The sequence below is a fragment of the Pseudomonas sp. SC11 genome, assembly GCF_047039205.1.
GTDB lineage: Bacteria > Pseudomonadota > Gammaproteobacteria > Pseudomonadales > Pseudomonadaceae > Aquipseudomonas > Aquipseudomonas boreofloridensis.
In genome coordinates this window covers 93,407-109,278 of sequence record NZ_CP178183.1, presented here as the reverse complement: position 1 = coordinate 109,278, position 15,872 = coordinate 93,407, and the positions used below count along the sequence as shown (strand labels likewise).

Below are 15,872 nucleotides of genomic sequence, written 5' to 3'. Positions count from 1 at the left end.
AGGCGCGGTGAAAAGCATCATCGGTGGCGTCCGCCAATGGACGGTACTGAGGATCACCATCATGACAACTGACATCATCGGCCCCGTGCGCCACCTCATCGGCTCGCGATACGTGGAAACCGTGCAAGCCTATGCGCTCGAACTGACCGGCTTGAAGGCTGTGAGGATCGTAAAAGGCGATGCAGACCTGCGCGATTACCGCCCACATCAACTGCGCATCTACGTGGATGACAGTGGCTTCATCACGAACCTGGCCAATGCCTGAAGTCTGGCGCTGTCGAAAACCGCTTCCCTACCGAAGCGGTTTTTTTCTGCACCTAGATATCTACAGCGTCTCGGCCCACAGGATGATCGACCATCGTTCGGCCTCGACTGGAGGCTTATCGAAAAGGACACGATCATGGACAGCCAACAAGCGACACACGCTCTGCAGCACCTGCTGGGCACACCTTTCGTACCCAGCGCAGTGAGCTACATGAAGGAACTGGCCGGCGTGAGCAATGCTGAGCAGGTCGGTGAAGTCATCACGCTGCAAGCGCGCCATGACGTCGTGCTGTACAGCGTCGAAGACGGCAACATCACCTTCGTTGCAGCCCACGTCTAAGCCTGCCAAGCATCACCTGGCATAAAAAAACCCGCCTTCTTGCGAAGGCGGGTTTTTTTCAGGTCGCCGATCAATTACTTGATCTTGGCTTCCTTGTACACCACGTGCTTGCGAACGACCGGATCATATTTCTTGATCTCGATCTTGTCCGGGGTGGTGCGCTTGTTCTTGTCGGTGGTGTAGAAGTGGCCAGTGCCAGCACTCGAAACCAGACGGATCAATTCACGCATGACGTTCTCCTTAGAACTTTTCGCCGCGAGCGCGCAGCTCGGCCAGCACTACGTCGATACCACGCTTGTCAATGACGCGCATGCCTTTGGCGGAAACGCGCAGACGCACGAAACGCTTCTCGGACTCGACCCAGAAACGGTGATGCTGCAGGTTCGGCAGGAAACGACGACGGGTTTTGTTGTTTGCGTGGGAAATGTTATTCCCGGTTACCGGACCCTTACCGGTAACTTGACAGACTCTCGACATGCCTCAGCCCTCTAAAACCACATGCCCAACCCGGCATGGGTTGGCCGCTTAATCTCTCAGTCTATGGCGCCAAGGCGCCGTGTTTCTGGGGGTCTTATCGAACCGGCTCGAATGAGCGACAGACTGAGCCCCTAGAAAAGAGCGCTGCTTTATACCAGAAAGGGTCGACCACAACAACAGAAGATGCACATTCCAGGCGGGTCGATTGCGCCGGGCCAGCATAGCGACAAGGCTTGCGCACTGTCGACCGCTCGTCGCCGCGCGGCGCAAAAATCCGGTAGCCATTTGCCAAGCGGCACTCTAGGGTTAGAGCTTTCCGCTTCCAGACTGCACTGGCAGATGGGCCACTGACCAGCCGAGGATCCCGCATGCGCGTCGCCGCCCTTTCCGTTCTGTTCTCTTCCCTGTTCGTCGCGGGCCTGGCCCAGGCAGCGCCGCTGTCGGTGTGCACCGAGGCCAGCCCCGAAGGTTTCGATGTGGTCCAGTACAACTCGCTGACCACCACCAATGCCTCGGCCGATGTGCTGATGAATCGCTTGGTCGAGTTCGACGCTGGCCAGGGCAAGGTGGTGCCGAGCCTGGCGCAAGCCTGGACCGTGTCCGACGATGGCCTGACCTACGACTTCACCCTGCGCGATGGCGTGAAATTCCACAGTACCGACTACTTCAAGCCTACCCGCACGCTGAACGCCGACGACGTGCTGTTCAGCTTCCAGCGCATGCTGTATCCGGCCCACGCCTGGCACAAGACCGCGCCGGGCGGCTATCCTCACGCCCAATCGCTGCAACTGGGCAGCCTGATCAAGTCGATCGAGGCGCCTGACCCGCAGCACGTGCGCTTCGTCCTGAGCCACCCCGACGCCACGTTCCTGGCCACGCTGAGCATGGGCTTCGCTTCGATCTACTCCGCCGAATATGCCGACAAGCTACTCAAGGCCGGCACCCCGGAGAAGCTCAACAGCCAGCCGATCGGCACCGGCCCGTTCGTTTTCCAGCGCTTCCAGAAGGACGCGGTGGTGCGCTATCGCGCCAATCCCGACTATTTCGACGGCAAGCCTGCGGTCGATCCGCTGATCTTCGCCATCGCTACCGACCCCAACGTGCGCCTGCAGAAGCTCAAGCGCAACGAGTGCCAGGTGGCGCTCTCGCCCAAGCCACTGGACATCACCGAAGCCACCCAGGACGGCAGCCTCAAGGTCGCCTCCACCCCGGCCTTCATGACCGCTTTCGTCGCCCTGAACAGCGAGCACCCGCCGCTGGACAAGCCTGAGGTGCGCCAGGCCATCAACCTGGCCTTCGATAAGTCGGCCTACGTCAAAGCCGTGTTCGACGACACCGCCACCGCCGCCAACGGCCCCTACCCGCCCAACACCTGGAGCTACGCCAAGGACTTGCCCGGCTACAGCCTGAACCTGAAAAAGGCCAAGGCGCTGCTGACCAAAGCGGGCCTGGGCGAGGGCTTCAGCACTACGATCTGGACCCGACCTTCGGGCAGCCTGCTCAACCCCAACCCCAGCCTCGGCGCGCAGATGCTCCAGGCCGACCTGGCCAAGGTCGGCATCAAGGCCGAAATCCGCACCATCGAATGGGGCGAGCTGATCCGCCGCGCCAAGGCCGGCGAGCATGACTTGCTGTTCATGGGCTGGGCGGGCGACAACGGCGACCCGGACAACTTCCTCACGCCACAGTTTTCCTGCGCGGCGGTGAAGTCCGGGACCAACTTCGCACGCTTCTGCGACAGCCGCCTGGATCAGTTGATCAACGCTGGGCGTACCACCAACGACCAGAGCGTGCGCAGCCGCCTGTACCAGCAGGCGCAGACCTTGATCCAGCAGCAGGCGCTGTGGCTGCCCCTGGCTCACCCCACTGCCGCGACCTTGCTCAGCAAGCGCGTGGAGGGGTATCAGGTGAGTCCGTTCGGGCGCGTGGACTTCAGCAAGGTGTCGGTGGAGCGTTGATCGGCCGCCGATCAACGCCGACTTCATCGCGGAGTCACCCGCGATGAAGCGACCCAAGCCGTCCACTAGCCCCCTATCCAGCCCTGCTCCACCATGGACAACGGCTCGCCGTCACCGACGATCACATGGTCGAGCACGCGGACGTCGATCAACGCCAGCGCTTGCTTCAAGGTGCAGGTCAGGCGCACGTCATCCTCGCTCGGCTCGCAGCTCCCGGATGGATGGTTGTGACAGATGATCAACGCCGCTGCGTTGTGCAGCAGCGAGCGGCGCACCACTTCTCGCGGGTAGATGCTCGCCCGGTCGATGGTGCCGCGAAAAAGAATCTCGAACGCGACCGGCCGGTGCTTGGTGTCCAGGAACAGGCAAGCGAATACCTCGCTGTTCTCGTGGCGCAGCATGGCCTTGAGGTAACGGCGCACGGCGGCGGGGTTCTCCAGCGCTGAGGTGCGTTCGATGGCCTGGTCCAGATAGCGTCTGCCCACTTCCAGCAGCGCCTGCAATTGCGTGTACTTCACTGGCCCCATGCCCGGCTCGCGCAACAACACCGCGCGGTCGGCCTCCAGAAACGGGCGCAGCCCGCCGAAGCGCGCGAGCAGGCTTCGCGCCAGGTCGACGACATTGCGCCCGGCCACGCCCGAACCGAGCAACACGGCCAACAGTTCGGCGTCGGAGAGCACTGCTGCGCCGCGTGCCAGCAACTTTTCCCTCGGCCGCTCATCCTGCGGCCATTCCCTGATGTTCATACCCCTCCTTGCGTGCTACTGCGGCGGCTTCGAGCCCTGTGTTAATCTAGTTCGCCTCGTTGAATGCGACGTTCTGCCGCAGGCATGTTCAAACGTCGTCGCCCGCTTTTACTGGAAAAAGGCAAGCCTATGCAGCGGCTGTATCGCAAGCGCATCGTTCTCGGCGTGGGTGGCGGCATTGCCGCCTACAAGAGCGCCGAGCTGATTCGCCGACTTCTGGAACACGGCGCGCAGGTGCGCGTCGTCATGACCCGCGGCGGGGCCGAGTTCATCACTCCGCTGACCCTGCAGGCGCTCTCCGGTCATCCGGTGCACATGGATCTGCTCGACCCTGCCGCCGAAGCGGCCATGGGGCATATCGAACTGGCCAAGTGGGCCGACCTGGTGCTCATCGCCCCGGCCACCGCCGACCTCATGGCGCGCCTGGCCCAAGGCATGGCCGACGACCTGCTGACCACCCTGGTGCTGGCCACCGACGCCACCGTCGCCGTGGCGCCGGCCATGAACCAGGCCATGTGGCGCGACCCGGCCACCCAGGACAACCTGGCGCTGCTCGAGCGCCGGGGCATCCAGGTGTTCGGTCCAGCCTCCGGCAGCCAGGCCTGCGGCGACGTGGGCCTGGGCCGAATGCTCGAAGCCACCGACCTGGCCTGGTGCGCCGCCGAAACCTTCAAGCGCCAGTCGCTGACCGGCAAGCACGTGTTGATCACCGCCGGCCCCACCCAGGAAAACATCGATCCGGTGCGCTACATCACCAATCATAGTTCCGGAAAGATGGGCTTCGCCCTGGCCGAGGCGGCCGTCGAAGCGGGGGCTCGGGTGACCCTCGTCACCGGCCCCGTGCACCTGGCGACCCCCGACCGAGTCACCCGTATCGACGTGGTGAGCGCGCGGGACATGCTCGCCGCCTGCGAAGCGGCCATGCCCTGCGACCTGTTCATCGCCTCGGCGGCGGTCGCGGACTACCGCCCGGAAGTGGTTGCCCCGCAGAAGCTCAAGAAAGACCCTACGAGCGGCGACGGTATGCTGCTGCAGATGGTGCGTAATCCGGATATCCTTGCCACCCTCGCCGGCCGCGCCGACCGTCCGTTCAGCGTCGGCTTCGCCGCCGAGACCGAACACCTGCTCGATTACGCCACGCGCAAGCTCAAGGACAAGAATCTCGACCTGATCGTCGCCAACGATGTGGCCAACCCCAGCATCGGCTTCAACAGCGAAGAGAACGCCTTGACCGTGATCGACCGCCAGCAGCACCAGACCCTCTTCGCGCAGACCAGCAAGGGCAAGATCGCCCGGCAACTGGTCGCCTTCATCGCCGAACGGCTCAATCAGGTTCAATGAGTTACATGCACGCTCTTCAAGCCAAGATCCTCGACCCACGCCTGGGTACCGAATTTCCCCTGCCGCAGTACGCCACGCCCGGTTCCGCCGGTCTGGACCTGCGCGCCCTGCTCACCGAGGACACCGTCCTCGAACCGGGTCAGACCCTGTTGATTCCCACCGGCCTGTCGATCTACATCGGCGATCCGGGCCTGGCAGCGATGATCCTGCCGCGCTCCGGTCTGGGCCACAAACACGGCGTGGTACTGGGCAACCTGGTGGGTCTGATCGACTCGGACTACCAAGGTGAACTGATGGTCTCGTGCTGGAACCGGGGCAACACCGCCTTCACCATCAGCGTCGGCGAGCGCATTGCCCAACTGATCCTGGTGCCTGTGGTGCAGGCGCATTTCGACATCGTCGAGGCCTTCGACGAAACCCAGCGCGGCAGCGGCGGTTTCGGTCACTCCGGTACCCGCTGAAACGACCACCGGGGCCATGGATGGCGAACTCTTGGGTCCAACGACCGTCCAAGCGTTCTGTTTGCGCCTACCCAGAAGCCTCAGACCCTTGGAGTCCCCTGAGATGAACGATATGGCCCAGCTGGTTCCCGCACTGCCGGACAGCATTTTCCGCGCCTATGACATCCGCGGCATCGTCGGCAAGACGCTGCACGCCGAGACCGCCTACTGGATCGGCCGCGCCATCGGCGCCCAGACCCTCGCCCAGGGCGAGCCGAAGATTTCCGTAGGCCGCGACGGCCGCTTGTCCGGCCCGATGCTGGTCGAGCAACTGATCCAGGGCCTGGCCGATGCCGGCTGCCAGGTCAGCGACGTGGGCCTGGTGCCCACCCCCGCACTGTACTTCGCCGCCAACGTGCTGGCCGGCACCTCCGGCGTGATGCTCACCGGCAGCCACAATCCCTCGGACTACAACGGCTTCAAGATCGTGATCGCCGGCGACACCTTGGCCAATGAACAGATCCAGGCCCTGCTGACCCGCCTGAAAACCAACGACCTGACCCGCGCAGAGGGCAGCGTCGAACGCGTCGAGATCCTCGAGCGCTATTTCCAGCAGATCGTCGAGGACGTGAAGCTGGCCAAGCCGCTCAAGGTGGTGGTCGACTGCGGCAACGGCGCGGCGGGCGTGATCGCCCCGCGCCTGATCGAGGCCCTGGGTTGCGACGTGATTCCGCTGTTCTGTGAGGTCGACGGCCACTTCCCCAACCATCACCCGGACCCGGGCAAGCCCGAAAACCTCGAAGACCTGATCGCCAAGGTGCGCGAAACCGGTGCCGACCTGGGCCTGGCGTTCGACGGTGACGGTGACCGCGTCGGCGTGGTGACCAACACCGGCAGCATCGTCTACCCCGACCGCCTGCTGATGCTGTTCGCCCAGGACGTGCTGTCGCGCAACCCCGGCGCCGAGATCATCTTCGACGTCAAATGCACCCGCCGCCTCACCCCGCTGATCGAGCAGCACGGCGGTCGTGCCCTGATGTGGAAGACCGGTCATTCGTTGATCAAGAAGAAGATGAAACTGACCGGCTCGCTGCTGGCCGGCGAGATGAGCGGGCACATCTTCATCAAGGAACGCTGGTACGGTTTCGACGACGGTATCTACAGCGCCGCACGCCTGCTGGAAATCCTCAGCAAGGCCGAGCAGTCTGCCGAAGACCTGTTCGCCGCGTTCCCGAACGATATTTCCACGCCGGAAATCAACATCGATGTGACCGACGAGGGTAAATTCAGCATCATTGATGCACTGCAACGCGACGCCGACTGGGGCGCGGCCGAACTCACCACCATCGACGGTGTGCGGGTCGACTATCCCCACGGCTGGGGCCTGGTTCGCGCCTCCAACACCACGCCGGTGCTGGTGCTGCGCTTCGAGGCCGACAGCGAGACAGAACTGAACCGAATCAAGGCTGTATTCCGTGAGCAGTTGCACAAGGTCGAGCCTGGCCTGCACCTGCCGTTCTGACGTTCACATACTGGAGCCCTGCATGACCCTCGATCGCGACGCCGCTTCCCATGTAGCCGAGGTTTTGTCCGAAGCGCTGCCCTACATCCGCCGCTTCGTCGGCAAGACCCTGGTGATCAAGTACGGCGGCAACGCGATGGAGAGCGAAGAGCTCAAGACCGGCTTCGCCCGGGACATCGTGCTGATGAAGGCGGTGGGCATCAACCCGGTGGTGGTGCATGGCGGCGGCCCGCAGATCGGCGATCTGCTCAAGCGCCTGTCGATCGAGAGCCACTTCATCGACGGCATGCGCGTCACCGACTCGGCGACCATGGATGTGGTGGAGATGGTGCTGGGCGGTCAGGTGAACAAGGACATCGTCAACCTGATCAACCGTCACGGCGGCAGCGCCATCGGCCTGACGGGCAAGGACGCCGAGCTGATCCGCGCGAAGAAGCTCACCGTCAGCCGCCAGACCCCGGAAATGACCACGCCCGAGATCATCGACATCGGTCATGTCGGCGAAGTGGTCGGGGTCAACACCGAGTTGCTGAACATGCTGGTACGCGGCGACTTCATCCCGGTGATCGCGCCGATCGGCGTGGGCGCCAACGGTGAGTCGTACAACATCAACGCCGACCTGGTGGCGGGCAAGGTGGCCGAGGCGCTAAAAGCCGAGAAGCTGATGCTGCTGACCAACATTGCCGGCCTGATGGACAAGCAGGGCCAGGTGCTCACTGGCCTGACCACCGAGCAAGTCAACGAACTGATCGCCGACGGCACCATCTACGGCGGCATGCTGCCGAAGATCAAGTGCGCACTCGAGGCGGTGCAGGGCGGCGTCAACAGCTCGCACATCATCGACGGTCGCGTACCGAACGCGGTGCTGCTGGAGATCTTCACCGACAGCGGCGTCGGCACCCTCATCACCAACCGCAAACGCGCCTGACAGCGTCGTAGCAAGAATTCGCGGGACCGTCCGTGCCTTCGGCAATGAACAGTCCCGCGATGCACTTCACGTTTCTCAACTTTCCCTCCAGACGGCCGAAACAACGTGGCAGAATGCACGCCCGTTGCAAAAAGTTACCGTTCATCTGGAGAAACTCGCGTGAAATACGCATCACAAGGACTCGTGCTGGCCGCCGCCATCGCCCTCGGGTCCATCGCCGGCTGCGCTACCGAAACCTCTACTGCCGTGGCCGTTCAACAGGTCGAGAGCGTCAACCGCCCCTACAGCGGCGTGCGCACCCCGATCGCCGTTGGCAAGTTCGACAACCGTTCGAGCTACATGCGCGGCATCTTCTCCGATGGCGTCGACCGCCTCGGCGGCCAGGCCAAGACCATCCTCATCACCCACCTCCAGCAAACCCACCGGTTCAACGTACTGGACCGCGACAACATGGGTGAGATCCAGCAGGAAGCGCAGATCAAGGGCCAGAGCCAGCGCCTGAAGGGCGCCGATTTCGTGGTCACCGGCGATGTCACCGAGTTCGGCCGCAAGGAAGTGGGCGATCACCAGCTGTTCGGCATTCTCGGCCGCGGCAAGACCCAGATCGCCTACGCCAAGGTGGCGCTGAACATCGTCAACATCAGCACCTCCGAAGTGGTGTATTCCAGCCAGGGCGCCGGCGAATACGCGCTGTCGAACCGCGAAGTCATCGGCTTTGGCGGCACCGCCAGCTACGACTCCACCCTCAACGGCAAGGTCCTGGACCTGGCCATGCGCGAGGCGGTGAACAAGCTGGTCAGCGCCGTGGACAGTGGCCAGTGGAAGCCACAGGCCCAGTAATCGACGCCCGTAACACGACAAGGAAAGCATGCACATGAGTATCACCCGCTCGGCCTGGCGCACTGGCGCCGGCCTTCTGCTGGCCAGCGCCCTGCTGGCCGGCTGCAATACGCCAAAACCGCTGTATCAATGGGAAAGCTACCAGCCCCAGGTGCGCGAGTACTTCAACGACCAGTCCAAGGAAGAACAGGTCATCGCCCTGGAGCGCGATCTGGAGAAGATCAAGGCCAAGAACGGCGCGGTGCCTCCGGGCTATCACGCGCAGTTGGGCCTGCTCTACTCGAGCCTGGGCAAGGATGACCAGATGATCCAGGAATTCCGTACCGAGAAAGCGCTGTTCCCTGAGTCGGCGACCTACATGGACTTCCTGATGAAGAACGCCACGCAAGGAGCCAAGCCGTGATCAAGCGCCTCACTCAATGCCTGGTCGGCGCCTGCGTGCTGGCCCTGTTCGCCGGCTGCGCCGAGCGCAAGACCACCGACTACGCCGCCTTCAAGCAGAGCCGGCCGAAGTCGATCCTGATCGTGCCGCCGCTGAACAACTCGCCGGACGTCAAGGCCAGCTACAGCATGCTGGCGCAGGTCACCTATCCGCTGGCCGAAGCAGGTTACTACGTGATGCCGGTGGCGCTGGTGGCCGAGACGTTCCGCCAGAACGGCATGACCACCCCGGCGGACATCCATGAGTTGCCGGCCGCCAAGCTGCGCGAGATCTTCGGCGCCGATGCCGGGCTGTACGTGACCGTCAGCGACTACGGCACCCGCTACATGGTGCTGAGCAGCGCAACCATCGTCACCGCCAGCGCCAAGCTGGTCGACCTGAAAACCGGCGCGACCCTGTGGACCGGCGCGGCCTCGGCCTCCAGCGAAGAAGGCCGGCAGAACCAGGGTGGGCTGGTCGGCATGCTGATCACCGCAGCGGTGAACCAGATCATCTCCAGCGTGCAGGACGACGCGGGCTATCCGATCGCCGGTATCACCAGCGCCCGGCTGCTGTCGCCGAACCCCAACGGGGGCATCCTGTACGGGCCGCGCTCGCCGAAGTACGGCACCGATTGAGCGACGAGCACTGCATCGAAGCCATGAAAAAGGCGACCTACAAAGGTCGCCTTTTTCATGGACGATCTGCGCTCAGATCCCGTATTGCGCTCGATAGGCCTCGACCGCCGGCAGGTGCTGCTTGAGCTGCGGATCATCGGCCAGGAACTCCAGTACCTGGGTCAGGGATACGATGCTGACCACTGGCATGCCGAAGTCACGCTCCACTTCCTGAATGGCCGAGAGTTCGCCGTTACCACGCTCCTCGCGGTTCAGCGCGATGAGCACACCGGCGGCGCGTGCCTGCTGGGCCTGGATGATCTGCATGACTTCGCGGATCGCGGTGCCTGCGGTGATCACGTCGTCGATGATCAGCACCTCGCCCGCCAGGGGAGCGCCGACCAGGCTGCCGCCCTCGCCGTGGTCCTTGGCTTCCTTGCGGTTGAAGCACCAGGGCACGTCGATCTGATGATGCTCGGCCAGCGCCACCGCCGTGGCGGCGGCCAGCGGAATGCCTTTGTAGGCCGGACCGAACAGCACGTCGAAGGGGATCTTGCTGTCGACGATGGCCGCCGCATAGCAACGTCCCAGCTGGGCCAGGGCCGAGCCGCTGTTGAACAGACCGGCGTTGAAGAAGTACGGGCTGGTACGCCCCGATTTCAGGGTGAATTCACCGAAGCGCAGCACGCCGCGATCGATGGCAAAACGGATGAAGTCGCGCTGATACGGCTGCATGAAAAGTCCCGGACACCACGGATTTAGCTAAATGAGTTGAGCTCGGGTATCATACACGCACGAGATTTTTGGGGCCATTTATGCGGATCATCAGTGTGAACGTGAATGGCATTCAGGCTGCGGCCGAGCGTGGTTTGCTCAGCTGGTTGCAAGCCCAGAATGCCGACGTCATCTGCCTTCAGGATACCCGCGCCTCGGCCTTTGAACTCGACGACCCAGCTTTCCAGCTCGATGGCTATTTCCTTTATGCCTGCGACGCGGAGGTGCCCGCCCACGGTGGCGTGGCGCTCTACTCGCGGATGCAGCCCAAGGCAGTCATCACCGGCCTGGGCTTCGAGACAGCCGACCGCTACGGACGTTACCTGCAGGCCGATTTCGACAAGGTCAGCATCGCCAGCCTGCTGATGCCTTCGGGCATGAACGGCGACGAAGACTTGAATCAGAAATTCAAGTTGATGGACGACTTCGCCAAGTACCTGGACAAGCAGCGCCGCAAGCGCCGCGAGTACATCTATTGCGGCTCGCTGTACGTGGCGCAGCAGAAGCTCGACATCAAGAACTGGCGCGACAGCCAGCAGTCGCCCGGCTTCCTGCCGCCCGAGCGCGCCTGGATGGACGCCATCATCGGCGAAATGGGCTACGTCGATGCCCTGCGCGAAGTCAGCCGCGAAGGTGATCAGTACAGCTGGTGGCCGGATAACGAACAGGCCGAGATGCTCAACCTGGGCTATCGCTTCGACTACCAGATCCTCACCCAGGGCCTGCGCCGCTGCGTACGTAACGCGCGCCTGCCACGCCAGCCGCGCTTCTCCCAGCATGCGCCGCTGATCGTCGACTACGACTGGACGCTGACCATCTGAACCCTGACGGGGCCTATCACCAGGCCCCGTTTTGTTTTACAGCCTCTGACCGGCCCTGCGCTTCGTCTTCCTCGACACCACCTCCTGTCGCCTTCATCGCCGCGAAAGCTGGCTGAAAGCTTTCGCCCCTAGGATAGCGCCACCACCGGCACAAAGACCGGTCAGCCAGGGTGCGCATCCACAGCACACCCGGCTCAATCAACAACAACAATGGTGATTCCGATGCTGTCCTGTGCCCGCCTCCCCGCAGTACCCCTCCCCGTATTCCACGCACAGCGCCCAACGCGCTGATCCGCCCGACACCTTTCGCCGCGCCACGCCTGGAGTACCGTCATGCTGACCTTCCTCGGCTTTGCCATGGTCATCACCTTCATGTACCTGATCATGACCAAGCGCCTGTCGGCCTTGATCGCGCTGATCCTGGTACCGATCCTGTTCGCCCTGTTCGGCGGCTTTTCCGCCAAGATCGGCCCCATGATGCTCGAGGGCATCAGCAAGCTCGCGCCCACCGGCGTGATGCTGATGTTCGCCATCCTCTACTTCGCTCTGATGATCGACTCCGGCCTGTTCGACCCGGCCGTGCGCAAGATCCTCAAGCTGGTCAAGGGCGACCCGCTGAAAGTCTCGGTCGGCACCGCCGTGCTGGCCCTGGTGGTCTCGCTCGACGGTGACGGCGCCACCACCTACATGATCTGCTGCGCCGCCATGTTGCCGCTGTACAGCCGCCTGGGCATGAGCCCGCGCATCATGGCCGGGCTGATCATTCTTGCGGGCGGGGTGATGAACATGACCCCTTGGGGCGGACCGACCGCCCGTGCCGCCAGCGCCCTGCACGTAGACCCTTCGGACATCTTCGTGCCGATGATCCCGGCCATGGCCTTCGGCGTACTGGCGATCCTCGCCATCGCTTACCTGTACGGCAAGCGCGAACGTGCGCGCCTGGGCGAGCTGCACCTGCCGACCGACGACATCGACCACAGCGAAATCAGCGTGTCGCAATTCCCCGAGGCGCGTCGGCCGAAGCTGATCTGGTTCAACGGCGCCCTTACCGTCGCGCTGATGGCCGCCCTGATCGCCGGCCTGCTGCCGCTGCCGGTGCTGTTCATGATCGCCTTCAGCATCGCCATGATCGTCAACTACCCGTGCCTGCAACAGCAGAAAGACCGCATCGCGGCCCACGCCGGCAGCGTGCTGGCGGTGACCGGATTGATCTTCGCTGCGGGCATCTTCACCGGCATCCTGTCCGGCACCGGCATGGTCGAGGCCATGTCCAAGAGTCTGCTGGCGGTGATCCCGGAGGCGCTCGGGCCCTACCTGGCGACGATCACCGCGATCGTCAGCATGCCGTTCACATTCTTCATGTCCAATGACGCCTTCTACTACGGTGTCCTGCCGGTGCTCGCCGAGGCCGCCAGCCACTACGGCATCAGCCCGGTGGAAATGGCCCGCGCCTCGATCGTCGGTCAGCCGGTGCACCTGCTCAGCCCGCTGGTGCCGTCCACGTATCTACTGGTGGCCCTGGCCGGCATCGAATTCGGCGATCACCAGCGCTTTACCCTCAAGTGGGCAGTGTTGGTGTGCCTGTGCATAATGCTCGCCGCCCTGCTCATGGGAGTTTTCCCGCTGTTCAGTAGTCTTTAATACAACTGCACCACCCTACCGCGGCGGCCCTTTGGGGTCGTCGCCTTCACCGCTCGAAGGAATACACATGGAATGGCTGACCAGCCCGGAAATCTGGGTTGCCTTTTTCACCCTCACCGCACTCGAGATCGTGCTCGGGATCGACAACATCATCATGATCTCGATCCTGGTCAGCCGCATGCCCAAGCACATGCAGCCGCGCACGCGCATCTTCGGCCTGGCGCTGGCGATGGTCACGCGGATCATGCTGCTGCTGTCGATCACCTGGGTCATGCGCCTGACCGACGACCTGTTCGTGGTGCTCGGCGAAGGCATCTCCGGACGTGATTTGATTCTGTTCTTCGGCGGCCTGTTCCTGCTGTGGAAAAGCTCGCAGGAGATCTACCACGGCCTGGAAGGCGAAGACGAAAGCGGCGAGGCGCCCAAGGGCGGCGGCGGCAAGTTCTTCTACACCATCATCCAGATCGCGATCATCGACATCGTGTTCTCCCTGGACTCGGTGATCACGGCGGTGGGCATGGTGTCTCACGTCCCGGTGATGATCGCGGCGATCGTCGTCGCCGTGCTGGTGATGATGCTCTGCGCCGGCACCATCAGCGACTTCATCGACAAGCACCCCTCGCTGAAGATGCTCGCGCTGTCGTTCCTGATCGTGGTCGGCACCGTGCTCATCGCCGAATCGTTCGATGTGCATGTGCCCAAGGGCTACGTGTACTTCGCCATGGCCTTCTCGCTGGCGGTGGAGGCGATCAACATCCGCATGCGCACGGCGCTGGCGCGCAAGGATGGCAAGGAGCAGGACCCGGTCAAGCTGCGCAAGGACGTGCCCGGCCAGTGACCGCCCGGCTGTGCGTCGTTACCGTTGGGGCCGCTTTGCGGCCCCAACACCTTCCATGACACAAATGTTTCAAATAAATGCCTGCCATGCGAAGCTGGCGTCTCCTGCGCAAACCCACTAAAGCTTCAGTGAGCACTGACAGAACCGCCCAGCCCCGGGCCAGGCTCACCGCTTCACCCATTGGCCCCGCACTGGGGCGTCGGTAACAAGGGGGCCCCGACCATGCTGACCCTGCTCAACCTGCTGTCTGCCGTGACGCTGCTCGTCTGGGGTACGCATATCGTGCGCACCGGCATCCTGCGCGTGTACGGCTCGCACCTGCGCCGGGTACTCGGCCAGAACATGGATCGTCGCCCGCTGGCGTTCATCGCCGGCATCGTGGTCACCGCCGTGGTACAGAGCAGTAACGCCACCGCCATGCTGGTCACCTCTTTCGTCGGCCAGGGCCTGATGGCCATGACCCCGGCGCTGGCGATCATGCTCGGCGCCGACGTCGGCACCGCGCTCATGGCCCGGGTGCTGACCTTCGACCTGTCCTGGCTGTCACCGCTGCTGATCTTCATCGGGGTGATATTCTTCCTCTCGCGCAAGCAGACCCGGATCGGCCAACTGGGCCGAGTGGCCATCGGCCTGGGCCTGATCATCCTGGCCCTGCAATTGATCGTGCAGGCGGCAGCGCCCATCACCCAGGCCCAGGGCGTGAAGGTGCTGTTCGCCTCGCTCACCGGCGATATTCTGCTCGACGCGCTGGTCGGCGCGCTGTTCGCGATGATCTCCTACTCGAGCCTGGCCGCCGTGTTGCTCACCGCGACCCTGGCCGGCGCCGAGGTGATCAGCCTGCCGGTGGCCATCGGCCTGGTGGTCGGGGCCAACATCGGCAGCGGGCTGCTGGCCTTTCTCAGCACCAGCATGCAGAACGCCGCCGGTCGTCGGGTCGCGCTGGGCAGCCTGCTGTACAAGCTGATCGGCCTGCTGCTGATCATTCCGGTTCTGCACCCGCTGGTGGACTGGATGGACTCGCTGAGCTTCAGCCCGCAAGAGCTGGTGATCGGTTTCCACCTGCTCTACAACACCGCCCGCTGCGTGATCATGCTGCCGACGGTCAAACCCATGGGCCGCTTGTGCAACACCCTGCTGCCCGAACGCGAACTGGCCAACGGCCAGGTCAAACCGCGTCACCTCGACCCCACGGCCTTGCAGACCCCCAGCCTGGCACTGGCCAATGCTGCTCGCGAGACCCTGCGCCTGGGCGATATCGTCGAAAGCCTGCTCGATGCCATGCTCGGTGCCCTGCGCGGCACTCAGACTGCCCTCGCGCAACAGACCCGCGCCCTGGGCGAAGATGCCGAAGCGCTGTACAGCGCAATCAAGCTGTACCTGGCGCAGATGCCGCGCGAAGACCTGGGCGAACATGACAGCCAGCGCTGGGCAGAGATCATCGAGCTGTCGATCAACCTCAAGCTGGCCAGCGACCTGATCGAGCGCATGCTGCGCAAAGTCCAGCAGCAGAAGACCTCCCAGCGCCGGGAGTTCTCCGAGGTCGGGCTGGAAGAGCTGGCTGGCCTGCAACAGCAACTGCTGGCCAACCTGCGCCTGGGGCTGTCGGTGTTCCTCAGCGCCGATCCGCAAAGCGCGCGTCTGCTGCTGCGCGAAAAGCGCAGGTTCCGCGCTCAGGAGCGGCGCCTGGCCCACGCCCATGTCAGCCGTTTGCAACGCAAGGTGGTGCAGAGCATCGAGACCAGCTCACTGCACCTGGAACTGATCGCCGACATGAAACGGTTGAACTCTTTGTTCTGCAGCAGTGCCTATGTGGTACTGGGCGGCGCGGACACCGGCGGGCTTTTGCTCGACGATCAGCCGGAAGACGCCAGTCCCACTTGACCCCCGCACACCTGGAGACCGGC

17 protein-coding genes and 1 pseudogene are annotated in these 15,872 nt (G+C 63.5%); 14 read left to right on the top strand and 4 right to left on the bottom strand.

From position 1 onward, the window contains the following. The first annotated feature begins 61 nt into the window (after positions 1-61). Together ACK2SD_RS00545 and ACK2SD_RS00540 are read left to right on the top strand one after the other, a co-directional pair. Positions 62-265 carry a hypothetical protein gene (locus tag ACK2SD_RS00545; RefSeq protein WP_412461088.1) on the top strand — a complete coding sequence of 68 codons (204 nt, stop codon included), beginning with the start codon at positions 62-64 and terminating at the stop codon, positions 263-265. Positions 266-400: 135 nt separating this feature from the next. Further along, positions 401-604: a hypothetical protein gene (locus ACK2SD_RS00540; RefSeq protein ID WP_029613173.1), complete on the top strand. Its 204-nt coding sequence runs from the start codon at positions 401-403 to the stop codon at positions 602-604. 74 nt (positions 605-678) lie between these two features. Here ACK2SD_RS00540 and rpmG read toward each other — a convergent pair whose 3' ends face one another. Together rpmG and rpmB are read right to left on the bottom strand one after the other, a co-directional pair. After that, positions 679-834, bottom strand: a complete 156-nt coding sequence (rpmG, locus tag ACK2SD_RS00535; RefSeq protein WP_003253507.1) for a 50S ribosomal protein L33 — start codon at positions 832-834, stop codon at positions 679-681. Between the two features lie 10 nt (positions 835-844). Continuing rightward, positions 845-1,081, bottom strand: coding sequence for a 50S ribosomal protein L28 (gene rpmB / locus ACK2SD_RS00530; protein WP_003258972.1), 237 nt, complete (start codon positions 1,079-1,081; stop codon positions 845-847). Positions 1,082-1,449: 368 nt separating this feature from the next. Here rpmB and ACK2SD_RS00525 point away from each other — a divergent pair, with 368 nt between their 5' ends. Beyond that, entirely contained in the window at positions 1,450-3,039 is a 1,590-nt protein-coding gene (locus ACK2SD_RS00525; RefSeq protein WP_412461087.1) for an ABC transporter substrate-binding protein, read from the top strand. Positions 3,040-3,104: 65 nt separating this feature from the next. On the opposite strand, the gene radC is transcribed toward ACK2SD_RS00525, so the two are convergent. Further along, positions 3,105-3,785 (bottom strand): RadC family protein, encoded by a 681-nt coding sequence (radC, locus tag ACK2SD_RS00520; RefSeq protein WP_412461086.1) that lies wholly within the window; start codon positions 3,783-3,785, stop codon positions 3,105-3,107. 129 nt (positions 3,786-3,914) lie between these two features. Between radC and coaBC the strand changes: the two genes are divergently transcribed. The 7 genes and pseudogenes from coaBC to ACK2SD_RS00485 all read left to right on the top strand — a co-directional run bounded on the left by coaBC (position 3,915) and on the right by ACK2SD_RS00485 (position 9,915). Next, a complete protein-coding gene (coaBC, locus tag ACK2SD_RS00515; protein ID WP_039581997.1) occupies positions 3,915-5,126 on the top strand; it encodes a bifunctional phosphopantothenoylcysteine decarboxylase/phosphopantothenate--cysteine ligase CoaBC in 1,212 nt (403 codons plus the stop codon). Positions 5,127-5,131: 5 nt separating this feature from the next. Then, positions 5,132-5,587, top strand: a complete 456-nt coding sequence (dut, locus tag ACK2SD_RS00510; RefSeq protein WP_029613175.1) for a dUTP diphosphatase — start codon at positions 5,132-5,134, stop codon at positions 5,585-5,587. A gap of 124 nt (positions 5,588-5,711) precedes the next feature. Next, positions 5,712-7,088: pseudogene (locus ACK2SD_RS00505) on the top strand (phosphomannomutase/phosphoglucomutase); the annotation flags it as partial. 22 nt (positions 7,089-7,110) lie between these two features. Then, positions 7,111-8,016, top strand: coding sequence for an acetylglutamate kinase (gene argB / locus ACK2SD_RS00500; RefSeq protein WP_029613177.1), 906 nt, complete (start codon positions 7,111-7,113; stop codon positions 8,014-8,016). A gap of 159 nt (positions 8,017-8,175) precedes the next feature. Next, positions 8,176-8,856 carry a CsgG/HfaB family protein gene (locus ACK2SD_RS00495; protein ID WP_116889865.1) on the top strand — a complete coding sequence of 227 codons (681 nt, stop codon included), beginning with the start codon at positions 8,176-8,178 and terminating at the stop codon, positions 8,854-8,856. A gap of 34 nt (positions 8,857-8,890) precedes the next feature. Further along, complete coding sequence (locus ACK2SD_RS00490; RefSeq protein ID WP_039582001.1) at positions 8,891-9,259, top strand: DUF4810 domain-containing protein; 369 nt, start codon at positions 8,891-8,893, stop codon at positions 9,257-9,259. A 20-nt stretch (positions 9,260-9,279) separates the two neighbouring features. Then, positions 9,280-9,915, top strand: coding sequence for a DUF799 domain-containing protein (locus ACK2SD_RS00485; protein ID WP_039583310.1), 636 nt, complete (start codon positions 9,280-9,282; stop codon positions 9,913-9,915). A gap of 72 nt (positions 9,916-9,987) precedes the next feature. Here the strand turns inward: ACK2SD_RS00485 and pyrE are convergent, their stop codons facing one another. Then, a complete protein-coding gene (gene pyrE, locus ACK2SD_RS00480; protein WP_029613181.1) occupies positions 9,988-10,629 on the bottom strand; it encodes an orotate phosphoribosyltransferase in 642 nt (213 codons plus the stop codon). 80 nt (positions 10,630-10,709) lie between these two features. Between pyrE and ACK2SD_RS00475 the strand changes: the two genes are divergently transcribed. From ACK2SD_RS00475 to ACK2SD_RS00460, 4 genes are all read left to right on the top strand, one after another. Beyond that, entirely contained in the window at positions 10,710-11,489 is a 780-nt protein-coding gene (locus ACK2SD_RS00475; protein ID WP_039582003.1) for an exodeoxyribonuclease III, read from the top strand. Positions 11,490-11,822: 333 nt separating this feature from the next. Continuing rightward, positions 11,823-13,130, top strand: a complete 1,308-nt coding sequence (locus tag ACK2SD_RS00470) for a CitMHS family transporter (RefSeq protein ID WP_039582006.1) — start codon at positions 11,823-11,825, stop codon at positions 13,128-13,130. Between the two features lie 67 nt (positions 13,131-13,197). Beyond that, positions 13,198-13,968 carry a TerC family protein gene (locus tag ACK2SD_RS00465; RefSeq protein ID WP_029613183.1) on the top strand — a complete coding sequence of 257 codons (771 nt, stop codon included), beginning with the start codon at positions 13,198-13,200 and terminating at the stop codon, positions 13,966-13,968. 222 nt (positions 13,969-14,190) lie between these two features. Next, on the top strand, positions 14,191-15,849 hold the full coding sequence (locus tag ACK2SD_RS00460) for a Na/Pi cotransporter family protein (protein ID WP_317872176.1): 1,659 nt from the start codon (positions 14,191-14,193) through the stop codon (positions 15,847-15,849). Positions 15,850-15,872 lie beyond the last annotated feature (23 nt).